Source organism: Parabacteroides sp. HGS0025 (assembly GCF_000969845.1).
In the GTDB taxonomy this organism is placed as follows: domain Bacteria; phylum Bacteroidota; class Bacteroidia; order Bacteroidales; family Tannerellaceae; genus Parabacteroides; species Parabacteroides gordonii.
This window is the reverse complement of sequence record NZ_KQ033902.1, coordinates 1032851-1051744: the sequence shown is the minus strand read 5'-3', so window position 1 is coordinate 1051744 and position 18894 is coordinate 1032851. Positions and strand designations below refer to the sequence as shown.

Here is an 18894-nt window from a genome sequence, read left to right as displayed (position 1 = left end):
GCGCAAAGGTAGTATATTTTCGTTATTTACCAATTTCAGATAAATATCTCTCTGCTTCAATAGCGGCCTGGCAACCTGTTCCGGCAGCTGTAATGGCCTGACGGTAATGCGGATCGGCAACGTCGCCTGCGGCAAAAACGCCGGGCACTTTGGTACGCGGTGTTCCGGGTACGGTCTTGATGTATCCTACTTCGTCCGTATCGATCCACGGCTTGAAGATATCCGAGTTCGGTTTGTGTCCGATAGCCAGGAAGAAACCATCGATAGCGATGTCTACCTTTTCTTCGTCCGCTTCACCCATGCGTTTTACCAGGTGGGCACCTTCCACGCCGTTTTCACCAAACAGGCCGATCGTATTGTGCTCAAACAAAACCATAATGTTCGGCGTATTGAATACGCGTTCCTGCATAACTTTCGATGCACGCAAGAAAGGTTTACGGACAATCAGATACACCTGCTTTGCCAGTCCGGCCAGATAAACAGCTTCTTCACAAGCCGTATCTCCACCGCCTACAACAGCAACCACTTTCTTACGGTAGAAGAAACCGTCGCAGGTAGCACAGGCTGAAACACCCATTCCTGCATATTTCTGTTCGTCAGGAATACCCAGATATTTAGCAGTCGCACCGGTTGCGATGATCAAAGCTTCTGTCTCAATCACTTTTTCTCCGTCGATCGTCACCTTATAAGGGGCGGCAGAAAGATCGGTTTCAGTAGCAATCCCGAAACGGATATCAGCACCGAAACGCAATGCCTGCTGTTTCAGGTCTTCCATCAACTCCGGGCCGGTGATGCCTTCCGGATAACCCGGGAAGTTTTCAACCTCCGTAGTAGTAGTCAACTGTCCCCCCGGCTGAATGCCTTCATACAATACGGGAGATAAATTAGCACGTGAAGCATAGATTGCTGCTGTATATCCTGCAGGGCCGGAACCTATAATCAGGCAACGAACCTTTTCATTTATTGAATCGCTCATACTTTTATATTTGAATATTAATAATAGACTATTAACGAAGATCGATGATCTCGGCATCCGGGTAATCGCTCTCTTTGAAAACAAAAAAATCATCCGGTTGGTTTACACCTGTCTTCAACTTACTGATATGAACCGTGTTACTGATTCCGTTTTTTGCTTCGACCTTGATCGTAGCCGGGAAATTGGAGAACTTTTCTATCTGTAACTCCACACGGATGATATCCCCTTTTTTCTTTGGCGTCAGTTCGATATCATAAGCCGATTTACCATTGGCTGCGGTACTTTCACCGATATATTTAGGAGTAAATCCTTTTTTATACATACGCAGCAGTATGGCCGGATTGGTCAACTGCAATTCTTCCCCGGTAGGAGTGCTTACGTTCACTTCGTCGTTACGTTCCACATAACTCCACTGTGTCGTTCCGTCAAACCAGGTTGTCATATCAGGTGTCACCAGGGTGAACTTGTCCCCTTTCATATGAATCGTCCCTTCAAAACTTTCCGACACCTTCTGAACATCCGAACGGGTATTCAATGCAAAAGAAGCCGAAATGCCATTTGAATTCTCATAAGCGGAAGCTGCCTTGTCGAGAATAGACACCGGATTTTGCGCCCTGCCAATCACTCTGACACCAAAAAGGAGACATAACAGAAGACCAACAAAAGCAATCCCCCGCCATATTCTAATTTTCTTTTCTCTTTCCATAAATAACATTTGCTGGTTAATACATTATTTCAGGGAATTCAGCAATTGCTCCAGATTGTACTCATCCTGGATCAATACCTGACGCGCCTTACTTCCTTCAAACGGCCCTACGATTCCGGCTGCCTCCAACTGATCCATCAAACGTCCGGCACGGTTGTAACCGATGGCGAACTTACGCTGGATAAGCGAAGTAGACCCCTGTTGCTGGATAACGATCAGACGGGCAGCTTCATCGAATAAAGGATCACGATCCGACAGGTCGACAGAACCCGGCGCTTTATCTTCTCCACCCTCTCCTACATATTCAGGCAACAGGAAGGCAGTAGCATAACCGGCCTGGGCAGAGATATTGTTCACGATCTGTTCCACTTCCGGGGTATCGACAAAGGCACACTGTACACGGTTGGTTTCACCGCCCTGTGAGAACAGCAAGTCACCACGACCGATCAACTGGTTCGCTCCCGGAGCATCCAGGATCGTACGCGAGTCGACCATCTGCATCACGCGGAATGCCATACGGGCCGGGAAGTTCGCCTTGATAATACCGGTAATGATATTGGTAGACGGACGCTGTGTAGCGATGATCATATGGATACCGACGGCACGTGCCTTCTGGGCAATACGGGCAATCGGCGTTTCGATCTCTTTGCCGGCCTGCATGATCAGGTCGCCGAACTCATCGATGATAACGACGATGAACGGCATGAACTTATGTCCCTTCTCCGGATTCAGATGGCGGGAGACAAATTTGGCATTATACTCTTTAATGTTACGCACGTGTGCTTTCATCAGCAACTCGTAACGGTCGTCCATTTCCTTACAAACAGAGTTAAGCGTCATGATAACCTTCGTGCAGTCTGTAATTACAGCCTTATCCGCATCCGGCAGTTTCGCCAGGTAATGACGTTCCAGGTCGGAATAGATGCCGAACTCAACCATTTTCGGGTCGACCAGCACAAACTTCAGTTCCGACGGATGCTTTCTATATAATAAAGAAGTAATAACCGCATTCAGACCGACTGATTTACCTTGTCCGGTAGCACCTGCCACCAGCAAGTGAGGCATCTTACAGAGGTCGAACATGAATATATCATTCGTGATGGTCTTACCCAGCACAACCGGCAGGTCATATTTGGATTCCTGGAATTTACGGGACGCGATAACCGACTGCATAGATACGATCTGCGGGTCTTTGTTCGGCACCTCGATACCGATCGTACCTTTACCCGGCATCGGCGCGATGATACGGATACCCAAGGCCGAAAGGTTCAGGGCGATATCGTCTTCCAGATTCTTGATCTTCGAGATACGGACACCGGTATCCGGTATCACTTCATACAAAGTGATGGTCGGCCCTACTGTCGCCTTGATGGAAGCAATGCTGATACCGAAACTTTCCAGCGTCTGCTTGATTCGTTTCTGGTTGGCCATCTGTTCTTCCATATCGACCTGGTGGTCGCTTACATCATATTTCTTCAACAGTTCGATCGGCGGATTACGGAAGCTGGACAAGTCCAGTTTAGGATCGTAGTCACCCAGCATAGAACCATCGTATACTTCATCGTCCGAAGGCACTTCCACCGTAAATCCGGGATCTTCCGGCAGGTCGGCAGGGTTTTCGGGTTGGGTGTCTGATTCCGGCATATCGTAAGGTTCATCTCCCTGGGGCACTGTCACTTCAAAAGTATCGTCTTCTGATATAGTCGGTATATTTGAGTAAGTTTCTGTTTTCGGTTCTGTTTTCCGGCGGTTCTCCTCCTTATCGGCAAAGGCTATTTCCTTTTCCGTATCGAATACAAAATCATCCGTTTCCGGTTGTTCATCCGGTTGGTCGGCGATAAGGCCTTCCGCTGTATTATCCTCTTCCGAAGCACCGTCTTCTTCGCCTTCCTTCTTTTCCCTCTTGAGGCGGTTCTTCAACCAACCGAAAGAAAGTACGCTTTGCAGGAACGGTATCGTTTTCTTACTGGAGAATATAGCAATGATCAGGAACACTCCGGCCAGCAGCAGGATCGTTCCGGGAATACCGATATTGGTGATCATCATTTCAGACAGATAATATCCGTGCTGACCTCCCAAATAAATAAAGGTATCTTCATATCCGGTGATAAAAACAAAAGCAAAGAATAACGATCCCCAGACCAACATGGCAGCACTGAACAGGAAACGTTTCAGCAGGGAGACCTTGCGTAGGTTCATCATCTTTGCCCCGACCGATCCCAGGAAAAACAGGATCATAAACGAAGAGATACCAAACCAGCGGTTCATCAGCAAGTCGGCCAGGAATGCACCTCGTACTCCCGTCCAGTTCTCCACCGATCCCCTGTTTGTCAGAAGATCCGACAGCGGAACATTCTCTATCTTGCTCTGATCGGCTCCTCCCGTAAAGAAGAAAGAGATCAGGGACAGTCCTATATAAATCGTGATAATCGCAATTACCAGTCCGGTAATAAAACGGGTACGTTCGTTGGTGAAGAACATCTTCATCATTGCAAACTTACCCGGTTCATTATTATTATTTTGTTTTGTTGTAGTTGCTTTCTTTGCCATATAAATCCTCGTATATATTTAAGTAAAAAGAGATTTATCCACCCTCTCCTTATTTTATAACATGCAAATATACGGGATTTCTCCAAACTGCCACGCAAAAAAAATCTTTTATTCCGGTTTAATACTTTTCGCTAAATTCAACGATTTATATATCCAATCCGCTAATCCTCTTTCCATACCACAACACCTGCCGGCTCCAACACCCTACTACCTATTAATATTTTAGCACGAGAAGGGATTGCTATATTTTGAGTAATCGAAGTGTAATTCAAAGCCACATAAAATCCATCGCGCCATTCTTTCACAACCCCATAGGGAAGGTCATCGACAGTCACCTTCGCTTCTTCGTAGACACGGCGCATCACATCCTTTTCCAACTTTCCGTCATCCGTATCTGTTCCAATATAAGTAACAGTTCCCTTTCCCAGCTTATGGTGAACAACAGAAGCCGATCCTTTATAAAACTGATCTGCATAAGTAGCCCACACTTCCGTCCCCTTTTTCGGCGTGATAACATCAGCCCAATTGTTCCAATCGTACTTTTCCGTACCGAAATTCACCCCGCCTTGCAGACTTTCAGGCAAATGATCATAAAACAGGTTGTCTATTCCGGCTAAAAAATGAACAGGTGCAGCCAAAGGAGCCTCCCAGAGTTTACCATTCCGATCTTTTTGTCCCGTACGGCAAGTCAAAATCAAATGTCCTCCCTGTTCTGCATATTTCACCCATCGCTCCACCAACATGCTGTCCAGTAATTGATAAGCCGGTGCGATTAAAAAAGGATAACGGGAAAAGTCTTCTTTCTCGGATATAATATCGACAGGGGCAGCGAAGGTTTTCAACAGGTTATAATATTTATGAATATGCGACATCGTGTTCCATTGATCCGTTTGTTTCTGGAAATCTGTTTCCCAATAATTATTCATATCGAAAAGCATTCCGATGCGACGTGCCGCCAAATATTCCGGCATTTCGCTATCCGGATCATAAGCCATTCGTAACTGCTCCATTTCTCCAGCCACCTGCCGATACTCTTCACCTCCGGGAGATAAGGTAACCCCGTCTGTCATGACCATTCCGTAATGATACTGTTCGCTTCCTTTCAACGGTTGCCTGAAACGATAATTACATACGAATTTTCCTCCTCCGGCAAATACATGATATATCCACATACGAACAGCCCCCGGCATAGGTTGAGGATTGTAAACGCCCCAATTCACCTGCCCCGGTTGTAATTCCATAACTCCAAATGTTTTCCCAGCAAAATTTCGGAACTGATCATTCGGAAAACCGATATCTTCCGGAATTCCCAGCCGAAATCCCAGTTTTCCTATTCCCTTTTTATGGCCTGTTACTAAATAACGTGTATAAGTCGTAAAGTCCAAATGGTCCATCCGCACAGGATCCACAGGATTAAAGACCGGTATCAAATTGGTCGTTATCCATTGTTTTTCACTAATATTTTTATGTAAAACATCCGCTTGCATATTAACAAATCCGGCTAACTCGTCTGCCATAAACCGATTCATATCAAGCATGGCATGCGGATTCGGTTTCTCCGGCAATTCCTGTTGATTCGGTAAACGGATCTGGTCAAAATGCTGGTAGCTTTCACTCCAGAAAGTATTCCCCCAGGTTGCATTCAACTGATCTATGGTTTTATACTTCCGACGGAGCCAAAGACGAAATTTCTGTTGAGCATTCTCGCTATAATCGACTAAACCATAGTGTCCCGGCTCATTATCGATTTGCCAACCTATAACTGTCGGATTTTTACCATAACGTTCCGCCAGCTTCGTGACTATATTTTTCACAAAATCACAATAACGTTCGCTACTCCATGATGCATGCTGCCGACGTCCGTGTTGAATATTTACTCCATTATCCCTCCGGATAAGAATATCCGGATATTTTTTCGACAGCCAAACCGGAGGTGTCGGACTCGGTGTACACATTATCACTTTTAATCCATATTTTCCTGCCAAGGCAACTGCACGATCCAACCATTCAAAATCGTATATACCTTCTTCCGGTTCCAGTGTTCCCCAGGCAAATTCAGCAAAATGGGTAAACCGGATTCCTATTTCCGACATTTTTTTCAGATCTCTCTCCCACTGGGAAGAATCCCATTGCTCCGGATAATAATAGGAACCTAAAGCAAACATATTCTCTTTAGGAAAAGATATTTCAACCGGTGATTGGGCATAAACCCGCCAACACAAACACAGAGATAATAATAAAATCAGTTTTTTCATTTTTCATTAATTACATATTCAACTCCTTTATAAATCACCAGTAAACTTGCCGGGGCATAGCCGAAGGGCCGTCTGTATGCAATTTACCTTCTTCATCAAAAAATAATCGGTCCATACATACAACCCGATCCCAGTTCGGCTTTTGACAAGACGCATCGGCATGGCGATGGTAAATGATATAAAGGTCTCCATCCGGAGCTTCCACTACTGAGTTGTGCCCCGGTGCTGAAATACCATTTGATATGTCGGTAGCCAGTAGCGGGTTATCTCCACTTTTCGTCCAGGGTCCCAACGGATTGTCTGCATAAGAGACTCCTACTCCGTACGACTCATATCCCGTATCATTTGCGGAATAAGTCATATAATAAGTCCCGTTTCTCTTAAATACATAAGCGCCTTCGTTACACCTGTTCCTGCCCCAGTTTACTTTCTCCCAGGGCTGAGAAGCACCGGAAATAAAAACGGGCTCGCCAACAAAACCGGAAAGATCATCTTTCAGTTTTGCACCGTAAAGTTCACCCGTAGCTAAAGTATCCTGCATGCCGTTTTTGCTGAAATAGACATAAGGGGTTCCGTCATCATCCACAAATATGTCTGCATCGATGGCCGAATATCCCAAATCGAACCAGGGAGTATGGAGGTCAACAAAAGGTCCGCCCGGGTTTTCGCTGACAGCCAGACAGGTTAGCATACGGTCATATTCTTTCACATAACAACTATACGTCATATAAAACTTTCCTTTGTAGTATTCCACCTCAGGCGCCCAAAAACCAAAACTACCGATATGATTCTCCGGCTTGCGATACAAAAGTCCTTTATATTCCCACGTGATCAGATCGGAAGAGGTGTAACAAACAAAACCTTCTCCTTCCGACAAAGTGCTCGTACCGGTCAGATAATATAAATTCCCTGCCTTATAAACAAATGGATCAGCCACATACACGTAAGTGCTGTCTGTCGTTCTCAAAGGATTCGTATAGGTTCTTTCTTTTTTGATGCAAGAGAGTAAAGGTATAATTTCGGACTCTTCTTTTATCTCATAATCTGACAAAGAATAGCGGGTTTCCTTAGAAGGAGTAGGCATAAACAAGCCTGTCCCTAACAGGTCACTGACAACAGGAGATATTTGACTTCCTTCTGATTTCACCAATAATATACAATAAGAATCCTTAACCACATATCCAATTTCGAAAAATACAGTTTCCGAATCTTCCCTACAATAGCTTTTAATTAGAGGATCTTCTCCTTTCCTGAAAAAAAGATCCAACTCGACAGCGCAATCTTTCGAAAGATCGAGTCTCAATAAACTATGCTCCCCGGATGCCAAAATTGCACCTACAGGCATCCATTCGCCAGCAATAACAGATTGATTTTCCGGCAACACAACATCATGTCTTCTTCCTCTCACCCGTTGTGCCAAAGAAACATCCAATGTGTTCAATAACCGGGAATTTCTTAACGCACAATTTACAAATGAAAAATTGCCTTCAATATCCTCACTTATAAGAGAGGGGTTTATATCGAATATTTTATACCCTTTATTTGCCACTTCAATAATACTATTAGAAACTTTTACCTGAAATGGTGTCATGGAAGACGAATCTTTATAAAGAAAGGATGTTCCGAAATTTTTCAAATAAGAATAAAATATATTTTTATCCAGAATCAAAGTAGGATTCTTATCTGCTTCAATGACTATCGATTTGTCGATTGTATCATAATAAATCTCATTAAAAACAAAAAAGCCATCACTTTCCACACGTATACCTTCCGTCCGACGATAATTATCAGTACCAAGATCCAAACCTCCTCCTGTATGCATAGAAAGAATATGTACATTATTCAATATATGTCCAGCCGATTTTGTAACGAGACCATATTTTGTACCATATATAAACGTATTGGAAATTTTACAGTCACAACAAGAATGATCAATATAGATACCATAGACTTCTTCGTTGGAAGAAATTCCTTGTATGGTGATATTGTCAATTTTAGTATCGCTACTTCCAGTTCCTTTAAAATCATCTGAGACACAAATTCTGATATGGGTTTTACGTCCTTTAAACAAACTGATATACTTTAAAGACACTAATTGTTTTAAGCCATTCACCATGATACCGTTGTCAACATTAGAACAATCGAACATGCCTCCTTCTATATAAGAAAAACGTCGATGAGTGACATCCGGTGTCGACATTTCAGAATAACCGACTTTCAGCAAAGCATCTAATCTAAAATCACTTTTGATTAACGCATTTTTATCAAATACGATATTAACATTTTTCGTATAATCGAACGGTAATACGATCGGTTCCGACAAATTATAAGTTCCTGCGGGAAAATATAACGTTTTTCCATAACTATCCTTTACCAACCGATTAAGTTCTGCACCAATAACCGAACCGTCATTTTTGATTCCGAACCGAATAACAGAAATAATATCATTTTTTATCCCGATATTTTCCATTCCCCAAAGTTGTATGGAGAAACCCAAAAGAAAAAATAATAAAAAAAAGGAATTCCCTGCTTTTTTTATCATGATGATTAAACTTTGTATTTAAATAATGGAGGAGTACCTCTAAATAAGTTTTAAACAAAATAGCAGAAGAACAAAAGAATTATAATAACAAACAAATGCCTCTGATGTATCTTCTGTTCTTCTGCCTAAAAATAAATGTTCACTTCATCGCAAACGATCTATTCTTCTTTCCTCAACAAACATTTATTCATATCCGGGATTGTTTTTAACAATACCTCCTGATTCGATAATGACCTTCGGCGGAATCGGGAACAAAGTCATATAATCCTTGGCCGGATATCCCTTACTCAAGCCATATTCAATATATTTGCCAAAACGGATCATATCCTGACGTCTCCAACCTTCAAAATAAAGTTCACGTCCACGTTCAGCCAACAGGAACTCCTTAAACTTATCCTTGCTTGTCCGAATATCTGCCGGAATCGTATGCGTGACGCCCGAACGGTCGGTAATCTGCTTCAAATATCCCAAAGCCTTATCGGTCGGTCCGTTCAACTCATTTTCAATCTCTGCCAATGATAAAATGACATCTGCATAACGGCAAACCACCAACGGTATATTACCAGCTTGCGTTTGTTCCTTCGGTAACAGATACTTGACGATAACTGCACCATACGGCAAACGCTCTCCCTGATTGCCTTCACGCGAATACAAAGTTCCGTCCGTACCGATATAGCGGTCAGCAATACCAGCCAAACGCTTGTCTTCTTTCGCATACGTATCGTAAAACTCCCACGGCATCAACGTCACCCCCCAGTAAGGCGCAACCTTTATCCCGCAAACCTCGGCACAAGAAGGAGGAATCATATAAAAAAACCATTCGTTCCCCATCTGCTGCCCACTCGGAACCGACCATATGTTTTCATTATTGTGCTCTTCGCTGAACACTTTGCTGTAATCGTCGGACAGCGTATATCCCATCTGTGTCAGGCTTTCGGCATACGGGAGTGCCTTATCGTACTGGTGATCGTTCATATATAACTTCAGCAGCAGCATGGCAGCAACCCCTTTGTTCACCCGTCCCCAGTTTTCTGTATTATTGGTCTTGTCATACAGATACGGGAGTGCTTCCGTCAGGTCCTTGACCATCTGGTTGAAGTATTCTTCTTTCGAAGGACGCGGTTCATATACGATATTGTCGATTTTGGCCGGATCGGTAACAACCGGTATCGGTCCATACATATCGTAAAAGCAAAACATCATCCAGGCTCTCAAACATTTCGTCTCGGCCATCAGTTCATTCTTCACGTCCTTATCCATATCCGTCAGTTTGCTGAAAACATCCAGTATATAAGTTGCACGCGTAATATTACGACTTACCGCATAAGTCGAATAGGTATCGAACGCGCTACCCCAATTGAAGTGGATTTCCTGATGTTCGATATTAAAGATTTCATCGGTCGTCATCTCTGATAGCCCGATCCATCCGCCATAACCGGTCGTGAAGAGCGGCCAAACCCAGGCACCGTTGCTATTATCATTCACCGCACCCGAATTACATTTAAAATAGGCATACAACCCAGTCAACATAGAGCGCGCATCCTCTTCCGTTTTCGGAAAGTTCGTTTCCGAAAACGAAGAGTAAACCTTAGAATCCAAATCGCACGAATTAAACCATGCGGTCATGCACAAAGCCAATAAAAAAGCTATTATTTTCGTTTTCATGATTCATTCAAATTAAATTAAAAAGTAATATCGACACCTAAAACGACTGTAAACGGAATGGGGAGCGGAGACGCGTTTTGCTCCATTTCCGGATCCAGTCCCTCGTAATTCGTCAACAACAATGTATTCTGCAAATCCAGATAAACCGAAGCATTCGAAGCAATCTTGCTCTTTTTCATCCAATCTTTCGGCAACAAATAAGTCACTTTGATATTCTTAAAGCGCCAATAATGCGTGTTCTGCAAAGAAAAATCATCGGTTCCCGACTTATTGCTGTTTGCTGCCGCATTAGGTGCAATACCTGGCCACCAACCCGATGTATTAAACGAAGTCCAGACTTCCTTATACCGATAACTCGTATTGATCTTGCTGTCGCACAAACCACGATGTATCCACTGGTCATACGTTTTTCGTCCCAACACCCCATAGGTATCGAGATCGACCATCACATTTTTGATCCGGAAACTCGTACCCAAGCCGAAATGCATCTTAGGCTCATTGTTACCCAGCTTCACGATATCGTCATCATTTAGTACACCGTCACCGTTGATATCGACAAATTTCTTGTTTCCGGCATAAGAATCCGGTTGAAGAACCTTACCATTGGAAGTATATTGTTGTACCTCCTCTGGCGACTGGAAAATACCGTTTGTCTTCCAACCGTAAATCGGACTCAAATCATCCTTCTCCTTAATCCAAGGGGCAATGTCTACTTCCGGATTCCGTTCCACCCAGTATGAATGGTTGTGACTCATGTTCAGATAAGCCGTCCAGTCGAAGTTTTTCTTCTCCATAATCACCCCTTTCAGGCCGATTTCAAATCCGGTACTTCGTGTCGAGCCGATGTTCTTTGCCAAAGTAGCCACCATATCAGTCGCAGGCAAAGATGTAAAATCAAGCAAATCCTTCGCCGTACGTACATAATAATCGAAACTACCGCTCAAACGATCATTGAACAATCCGAAATCCAACCCGGCATTAACCGTCACATCCGTTTCCCATTTCAAGTCTTTGTTTCCTTTCTGCTTCTGAACGATTCCCTTATGTAAAAGCCCATTGTAATAATAGAATGCACCGGTCGCCATGCCATAAGTCGTCAGGCTATAGTTTCCACCCGTCAAAATACTTTCATTACCGGAAGTACCGATACCGGCTCTCACTTTCAGGAAATCTACCACCTTCTGCTGTTTCATAAAATTCTCTTCCGAAACAGTCCATGCTGCAGAAACACCCGGGAACCATCCCCATTTGTGATTGGCAGCAAATACGGAAGAACCATCGTTACGTAATGTACCACCAATCGTGTACCGATCTTTGAACGTATAATTGAAACGTCCGAAATAAGACAATTTGTTCCGTTCCCATCTCCCCGAGTTGTAAGTCGTTTCATCTACATCAGACGACAATTCCAGATAATTGTTTTCAAGTGCATCTGACGGGAAATTAAAGACGGTAACAGAATAATTGTTGCCGGATGTCACATAATATCCCGTACCGAGCACAACATTCAAACGGTGATCCCGTCCGAACTGTTTGTCGTAGCTCAAATATTCTTCGATACCATAATTATTATTGTATGCGTTAGAATAACCACCGAAGTTACGCTGTGTCTGTTGAGGTAAAATCGATTTAGTCGGTGAGAATACATCACGATTTTCGTCTGTCTTATCGACAGAAATCTGCATATTCGCTTTTAATTCCGGTAAAATTCTGATTTCCAGATTCGGAGCAAACATCAAACGTTTGGTCGTTGTCTTGTCTCTCATATAGCTCCAGGCCAACGGATTCGCCGTCATCGCATTTTCAGGCAATGTCAGGTTGCCGTTTTCATCCTCCAACGGAAGGCGCGGAGAAAAATATAAGGCTGCATTCGTTTGGTTCGCCTCATTGGCATTAGCTCTCCAATGCCCCGAAGACGGGTTGTTCGCGCTCAAGAGCGAATACATACTTGCCACATTCAATTTCAAATATTTGCTGAAATCAGCCTCCACATTGATACGTCCGCTGAAACGTTCCAGATCGTTCGTTTTCATAACCGACTTATGATCGTAGTAATTGAAGGAGGCGTAGACTTTAAACCGCTCGCTACCAGCATTGAAAGAAACGTTGTGATTATGGATCAGGCCGGTACGGCTTATTTCGTCAAAATGATCATACGACTCGGTCTGCTTCAACTGATTCTCATCATACAACACAGCCCAACCGGAAGCAGGAGCTGGTGTCGGACCATACGGATAATACTTATTGATATACAGCCATTGCTCTTTCATGCCTAAATTTGCCACGTTCATGAAATCCTGAGCATTCAGCATGTCGAAATACTTATTTACGCCTTGTACAGAGAATGAACCGCTGTATGTCACTTTCGGACGTCCGCTCTGCCCTTTCTTCGTCGTAATTAAAATCACGCCGTTTGCAGCCGACGAACCATAAATGGCCGTAGCACTCGCATCCTTCAAAACATCGATCGAAGCAATATCGTTAGGGTTCAATGTTGCCAAAGGACTACGGTCCGAACCATCTCTCAAAGCCGTACCTAACAAGCCGGACGGCCCGACCTTTGACGCTTTGTTTGATTCGGAACTGATAATCACTCCGTCGATCACATACAACGGGCTGTTAGAACCATTCGGAGAAAGTGCACCTCGAATATTAACAGACATGCCTGACCCCGGTTGTGCGGAATTTTGTGTGATACTCAAACCTGCTACTTTCCCTTGTAACAAATTATCTGCACTTACGGCATTCGGAGCTTCCAATTCTTTGGCTTTAACAGAAGAAATTGCGCCCGTTACCGTCTTTTTCAATTGTGAACCGTAACCAACAACTACCACTTCGTCCAATACCTCCATATCCTCATCAAGAGTAACCGACAGAGATTGTTGGTTGCCAACCTTTACTTCAATTGCCCGATATCCAACAAAAGATATGGCCAATACTGCATTCGAAGAGACTCTCAGAGTAAACCGACCTTCTGCATCCGTGATGATACCATTCGTCGTTCCCTTCTCCATGACATTGGCACCTATTACCGGTTCGCCTTTCCGATCTTTCACTACTCCGGAAATAACGCGACCAGTCTGTTGATCTTTTTCAGATTTTGTTAAAGGCGACAAGATGATGTAGTTATCAGAGAGTTCATATTTCAAATTCCTCCCATGTAAGGCTTCATTCAATAATTCATCAACTTTCGCTTTTTTCCTATTCAACGAAATATCAAAGTTTGATTTGATTTCACTCGTACTATAAATAATCAGATAATCAGTCTGCTGCTCGATTTCTTTAAATAATTCTTCTATTGATAAGTTTTCAGACTGAAGGTTTACAACTTTATTTTGTGCCTCACCGTTGAAAGCAAATAACTGTGAAACGAAAATAAACATACATAAAAAGGTCATCTTCATAATCCTGAATGCTTTTTTGATTAATTTAGGGCATAACTTATGCGTTAACAAAGGATTTATTTTCATATCTTTGTTTTGTTAAGTAAATACTATTTTTTTTGATCACAAATGGGTTTGCTTTTCGCTAAATCGGTAGATACGCCAATATCTGCCGATTTTTTTAATTTATCATGGACTCATACATATTACATTTAAAGGTTAATACTTTTTTTACTTACTCAGAACGATCTGATTCAACTCATCATCTTTTTTAATATTAAATTTATGTATCCGCTGGATCAACCGGAGTATTTCCAGCACGCCATCCCTTTGACGGAATTTTCCGACATATTCATAATTTAATATTTCCGGGTCTTTCACAATTATTTTTACATCATAATATAATTCGAGTTTCTTTATAATGCTTCCTAACTTTTGCCTTTTAAATGTATAAATACCTTGGCGCCACAACAACTCATCCGGATCCTTCGTCGACAGTTCCAGCCGTTTCCCTTTCTGAACCAGATACTGTTCCGGAGAAAGTACAACTCCTTCCGACTCTAAAGACGGGAAATAAGCCTTCACAGACCCTTGCTGAAGATAAACACCGGTATAGTCACTCCCCGGGTAACAGAACACATTGAACTGAGTACCCAAAGCCTTTACATCGATCGTTCCGGTAGAAACAATAAAAGGTACTTTTTCGTTTTTAGCCACATCAAAAAATCCTTCCCCCGATAAAAAAACCTTCCGCTCCTTTTCAAAAAAAGAAGGATAAGATAATTTCGAACCGGCATTCAGCCACACTTTCGTTCCGTCAGGCAACGTCAGTTCCGCACGCTGTCCGGGCGGCACCACTAGCTCCTGCTGAAATGCGATCAGTTCTTGTTGTCTTGAAAGATTTCCTGCAAAATAATAAGACGCCAACATCCAGGCAGACACAAAGGCGATCACTAGTATTGCTGCATACCGGCTAAACGAGATCAGCCAAACTCTTCTTTTCCGGGAATTTACCAGTCTTCTAAAGCCTGCATAGCTTTCAGAGCCCTGCTGCGCATCTATTTTTTCCGGAACCAATTCCAACAGACTATGCAAGTGCTGATAACCTATTATTTGAGATTTCAGTTCAGGTTTATTATAAGCTTCTTTTAATAGCTGGTCCTGTTCCTGCTTCGGTAATACTCCCTGACAATATTTTATGATTCTTTCATCCATTATTCACTGTTCTTTATATAGTAAACGAACAGAAAAAATAATCCCCCTAAAGAAATCTGATTATTTTTCTCATTTTTCTTAATTTTCCAGGAAAGACTAATTACTGTATGCCGTATTTATCATTCAATCAGCTCAAAATCATACTTTTCAAACTCATTCCCATTGATTATTACAGCAACCTGGTGAAGTCCGGGATGGAATTTCCTGGTTGTTACCACGCGAAAAGAGTGTTTTCGAGTAATTTGTGTTGTAGAATTTTCGGCGTACTCCTTTTCGCTGATCTTGTGGACTTTCTTTGTCAACGTTCCATTCGCTTTTTGGTAGTAAATTCCGTATTCAAGCCGTATTTTGGTTCTTTTATTGTTCTTATTCAATATGTTAAAACTAAATTCCAACGAGTTTCCAACTTTAACTTTGAGTATTGAAATTTGAAAATTCTCAATGTGGATACTTTTTACTGTAGAATTAAAACCAAACAGTTCCATCATCTCCGGATTGCCTTGTTTTAAAAGTGTCCGGCTACCGTGTTTGATAATCCAATCCACTTCCTTCGACTCTCCTTGCCATCTTTTCATCAAATCAATCACAGTTTGGGGATTATCTTTCGCTATATCATTCAAGTTATTAGCAACACTCAAACGCACAAATCTCGCCGGATCGTTTTTAAGGTTTTCCAGAATTGGAATGATCGGGGCAGGATTTTCTTTCAAATTCGGCAAAGCCATCGCCCAGGGAAGACGCGGACGACACCCTTCTGACGCAAGCCGTCTTACTCCCCAATGTTCATGCTTCGACCAAACTAACATTTGCTGCATCATTTTATCCGGATATTTTATAATAAAAGGATGAACAGAAAATTCACAACTTGTAAACTGGGTGATTTTTTCTATCGCTTTAACAGAGGTTTCGTAATCGTCCAATCCGTATTGTTCTACATAATTATCTAAAACCGAACCATACTCCAATGTTAAGCCAAACTTCGTATCATCTATTTTTGAAAAATCGGGCTGTGTATTTTTTACATAATCCAACAGTTCAAATATTTTGGTGATCGCCTTTTTATAATCTGCCGGTAAAAACTTTTTCAGAATTGTTGTAATGTGCATACAACGTTGTTTAAGCTCTCTGTTTTCCCATTCATTATCCATTATTTGGGATACAAACTCACGATCATCAAAATCCTTGATAACAAGTTGCAAATCTTTCGTAAATCTATTGAAAAATTGCTCGTTGTACATGTTTTTAAAAGGTTCTGCCATATTTTAAAATTTTACGCCTTATCAAAAGGACAAAATAAACATCAATAGTGGTAAATAGTTTTTTAATTCCTCTCTTAACTTTTTATAAGCGATAGTCATCTGTGTTTCAATGGTTTTTACAGACACATTCAGTTGTTCAGCTATCTCTTTCTGCTTTTTCCCTTCCAGTTTACTTAATATGAATATTTCCCGGCACCGTTTGGGAAGTGCGTTAAGTGCCTTTTCTATTATATTCTTTATATTATCCTCCGAAAGCCCGTCCATATCGAACGCTTCCAAAGAATCGAACTTCATACGGAAGGATAAGTCAAAATCCTCCTGCATCCTCGAAGCTGCTTCTTGCTCCAATAGTTTACGTCGCAGGTAATCAATACACCTGTTTTTTACAGACGTAAACAAATAGGCTATCACATTTATATGGAAATCAAGCGAATCTCTCTTTTGATAGAAATCAAGAAAAACATCTTGTGTAATGTTCTCCGCTTCTTCTTCAGAAAGTACATAGTCGCGTGCAAAGTGCTTAACACGCGAATACCATGTTATATAAAAGTTCTCGAAATCCATTTATCTCCTTTCAATGTCTTACGGTAAAATCCTTATCACAAACAAATGTAGATAAAAAGATTAAATACGCAAGACATGACCTGCAAGATATTAACAACGGTATGAAATTCCATTCCGGTTTCATGTACCTCACCACCAAAAGTATTCGTTATCAACCAGGGAGAACCTAAATGGTCATTATGAAAACATATCCAGACGACCTATATTGTTCTCTACAACCAGTTGTCGTTCGAATGAATTATCAAAACCTTTATTTTCGTTCAAAAAAAGATCACTACCTTTCTTAAAAATATTGTCTTTAATTATAACACTACCTTCAAATTGGCAATCAAAAAAACTAAAGAAACCATTAAAGATATTTCTTTCTAAAATAAAGTCAGCAACGTTATGTCCACCCATTTGATAGTCAATATCAGAAAGAACTATATTATTAACAAAATGCAAGCCACCTTTAAACCAACTAGAATGAATCGCAAATTTATCGATTATACAATTACAGATACAGACCTTCTTCGAAAAAATTAAAGAAGTAAAATTTAGCTCATCAATAATTGAGTTAGAGATATTAATATTCTCATTATTGTCTATTGAATTTGAATCAATTAAACGAGAAGTTATATTATTTATATTAATCATATTTTTCACACAATTGCACGATATGTTTCCACCACGCATAAATCCACAGTAGAATAAAGCAAAGAAATATCTTTAATAACAACCTTTACTTCCTCCCAATGCAAACCGCCAAACCCTGCACCTATCGCTGGCAAAGCTATTGATTTTACATTTTGAGAGACAGCTAATTTACACATCACATTCAAAGCATTTTCGATATATTCTATTTTTGCTTGAGGTCGCCATGATTCTTGCGTTGCCAGATTATAAACATATCCTTCACCATAATTATAGTCAAAGACATCGCCAGGATTAAATTGACCACATTGGCACAACAGCTTATACTCCTTATACATAGTCGGATATCTATTTGTAAATTGCAATGCGATACCCTTTTCCATAGCTCCAGCACAATTACAGCCGTGAGCATAACTTGAAACATCCTTTAAAGAGAAAATATCTCCTTCTTTAAGAAAATGAACCATTACTTTCTGTTTTTTAAAATTTCATCTTTATCATCTTTACAAAAAAGAGGACCCCATACAAAAAAGATATCTTTAGTTACTGGTGGTTCATACGATTGCAAAAACAAAAAATTATCCATATACCACTTTTTACAAAGTTAGTTTCTATCAAATACAGTCCCATATATAAATCTGGTATTACAACATCTGTTTCAGCAACAAGATAGGAATGGTATAACCCAATATTTATCTAGCTTTATTCCTCCAAAACTACGACATCATTTGCTGATATTATCTTTATAGTACCCCCTGTTGTATAAATAGAATAACACTTCAAGTCATTAAATATATCTATTGGAATAATTTTATCCATTCCACTTTTATATTCTATAAGAAAAGGATCAGTATCACTAATCTCTGAAGATAAAATAAAATAATTGCCTCTAACATTCTGGTATAGATTAACACTTGATTGATGTACTTTTTCGAACATACATTTCAGGTCCTTAAAATATTCATAATTTTCGGAGCCAATATCTTCATCGCTATCAAGTTCACTATTATCTAATACAAATGATAGTGAATTCTTCCCATCAACTTCATTTAAATTGTAAAATATACTTTTTATCATTACATCATGATAAAAATAATCAAAAAATAATTTCATATAGATCATTATTTACAAATAAAAATCATTACA

Annotated in this window: 13 protein-coding genes; all 13 read right to left on the bottom strand. The window is 41.1% G+C overall.

Translation table 11 applies throughout. The features are described 5' to 3' along the window. Positions 1-22 precede the first annotated feature (22 nt). The 13 genes from trxB to HMPREF1212_RS03605 all read right to left on the bottom strand — a co-directional run bounded on the left by trxB (position 23) and on the right by HMPREF1212_RS03605 (position 18861). The gene (gene trxB, locus HMPREF1212_RS03665; protein ID WP_046148469.1) at positions 23-976 is read right to left on the bottom strand and encodes a thioredoxin-disulfide reductase; all 954 of its coding nucleotides are present in this window, start codon (positions 974-976) and stop codon (positions 23-25) included. 31 nt (positions 977-1007) lie between these two features. Next, entirely contained in the window at positions 1008-1682 is a 675-nt protein-coding gene (locus tag HMPREF1212_RS03660) for an outer membrane lipoprotein periplasmic chaperone LolA1 (RefSeq protein WP_046150218.1), read from the bottom strand. Positions 1683-1706: 24 nt separating this feature from the next. Further along, a complete protein-coding gene (locus HMPREF1212_RS03655; RefSeq protein WP_046148468.1) occupies positions 1707-4232 on the bottom strand; it encodes an FtsK/SpoIIIE family DNA translocase in 2526 nt (841 codons plus the stop codon). A gap of 161 nt (positions 4233-4393) precedes the next feature. Beyond that, positions 4394-6487, bottom strand: coding sequence for a beta-galactosidase (locus tag HMPREF1212_RS03650; protein ID WP_028726137.1), 2094 nt, complete (start codon positions 6485-6487; stop codon positions 4394-4396). A gap of 34 nt (positions 6488-6521) precedes the next feature. Next, the gene (locus HMPREF1212_RS03645; protein WP_225607920.1) at positions 6522-8957 is read right to left on the bottom strand and encodes a family 43 glycosylhydrolase; all 2436 of its coding nucleotides are present in this window, start codon (positions 8955-8957) and stop codon (positions 6522-6524) included. A gap of 255 nt (positions 8958-9212) precedes the next feature. Further along, entirely contained in the window at positions 9213-10694 is a 1482-nt protein-coding gene (locus HMPREF1212_RS03640; RefSeq protein WP_046148467.1) for a RagB/SusD family nutrient uptake outer membrane protein, read from the bottom strand. 17 nt (positions 10695-10711) lie between these two features. Then, positions 10712-14098, bottom strand: coding sequence for a TonB-dependent receptor (locus HMPREF1212_RS03635; protein ID WP_225607921.1), 3387 nt, complete (start codon positions 14096-14098; stop codon positions 10712-10714). A gap of 210 nt (positions 14099-14308) precedes the next feature. After that, entirely contained in the window at positions 14309-15292 is a 984-nt protein-coding gene (locus HMPREF1212_RS03630; RefSeq protein WP_028726134.1) for a FecR family protein, read from the bottom strand. 119 nt (positions 15293-15411) lie between these two features. Next, positions 15412-16551, bottom strand: coding sequence for a DNA alkylation repair protein (locus HMPREF1212_RS03625; RefSeq protein ID WP_046148466.1), 1140 nt, complete (start codon positions 16549-16551; stop codon positions 15412-15414). A gap of 21 nt (positions 16552-16572) precedes the next feature. Next, entirely contained in the window at positions 16573-17115 is a 543-nt protein-coding gene (locus tag HMPREF1212_RS03620) for an RNA polymerase sigma-70 factor (RefSeq protein WP_046148465.1), read from the bottom strand. A gap of 177 nt (positions 17116-17292) precedes the next feature. Further along, positions 17293-17760: a hypothetical protein gene (locus tag HMPREF1212_RS03615; RefSeq protein ID WP_157316945.1), complete on the bottom strand. Its 468-nt coding sequence runs from the start codon at positions 17758-17760 to the stop codon at positions 17293-17295. Then, on the bottom strand, positions 17757-18215 hold the full coding sequence (locus HMPREF1212_RS03610) for a macro domain-containing protein (RefSeq protein ID WP_046148463.1): 459 nt from the start codon (positions 18213-18215) through the stop codon (positions 17757-17759). The genes HMPREF1212_RS03615 and HMPREF1212_RS03610 overlap by 4 nt, the downstream gene beginning before the upstream one ends. Before the next feature lie 235 nt (positions 18216-18450). Further along, positions 18451-18861, bottom strand: a complete 411-nt coding sequence (locus HMPREF1212_RS03605; protein ID WP_046148462.1) for a hypothetical protein — start codon at positions 18859-18861, stop codon at positions 18451-18453. Positions 18862-18894: the final 33 nt, after the last annotated feature.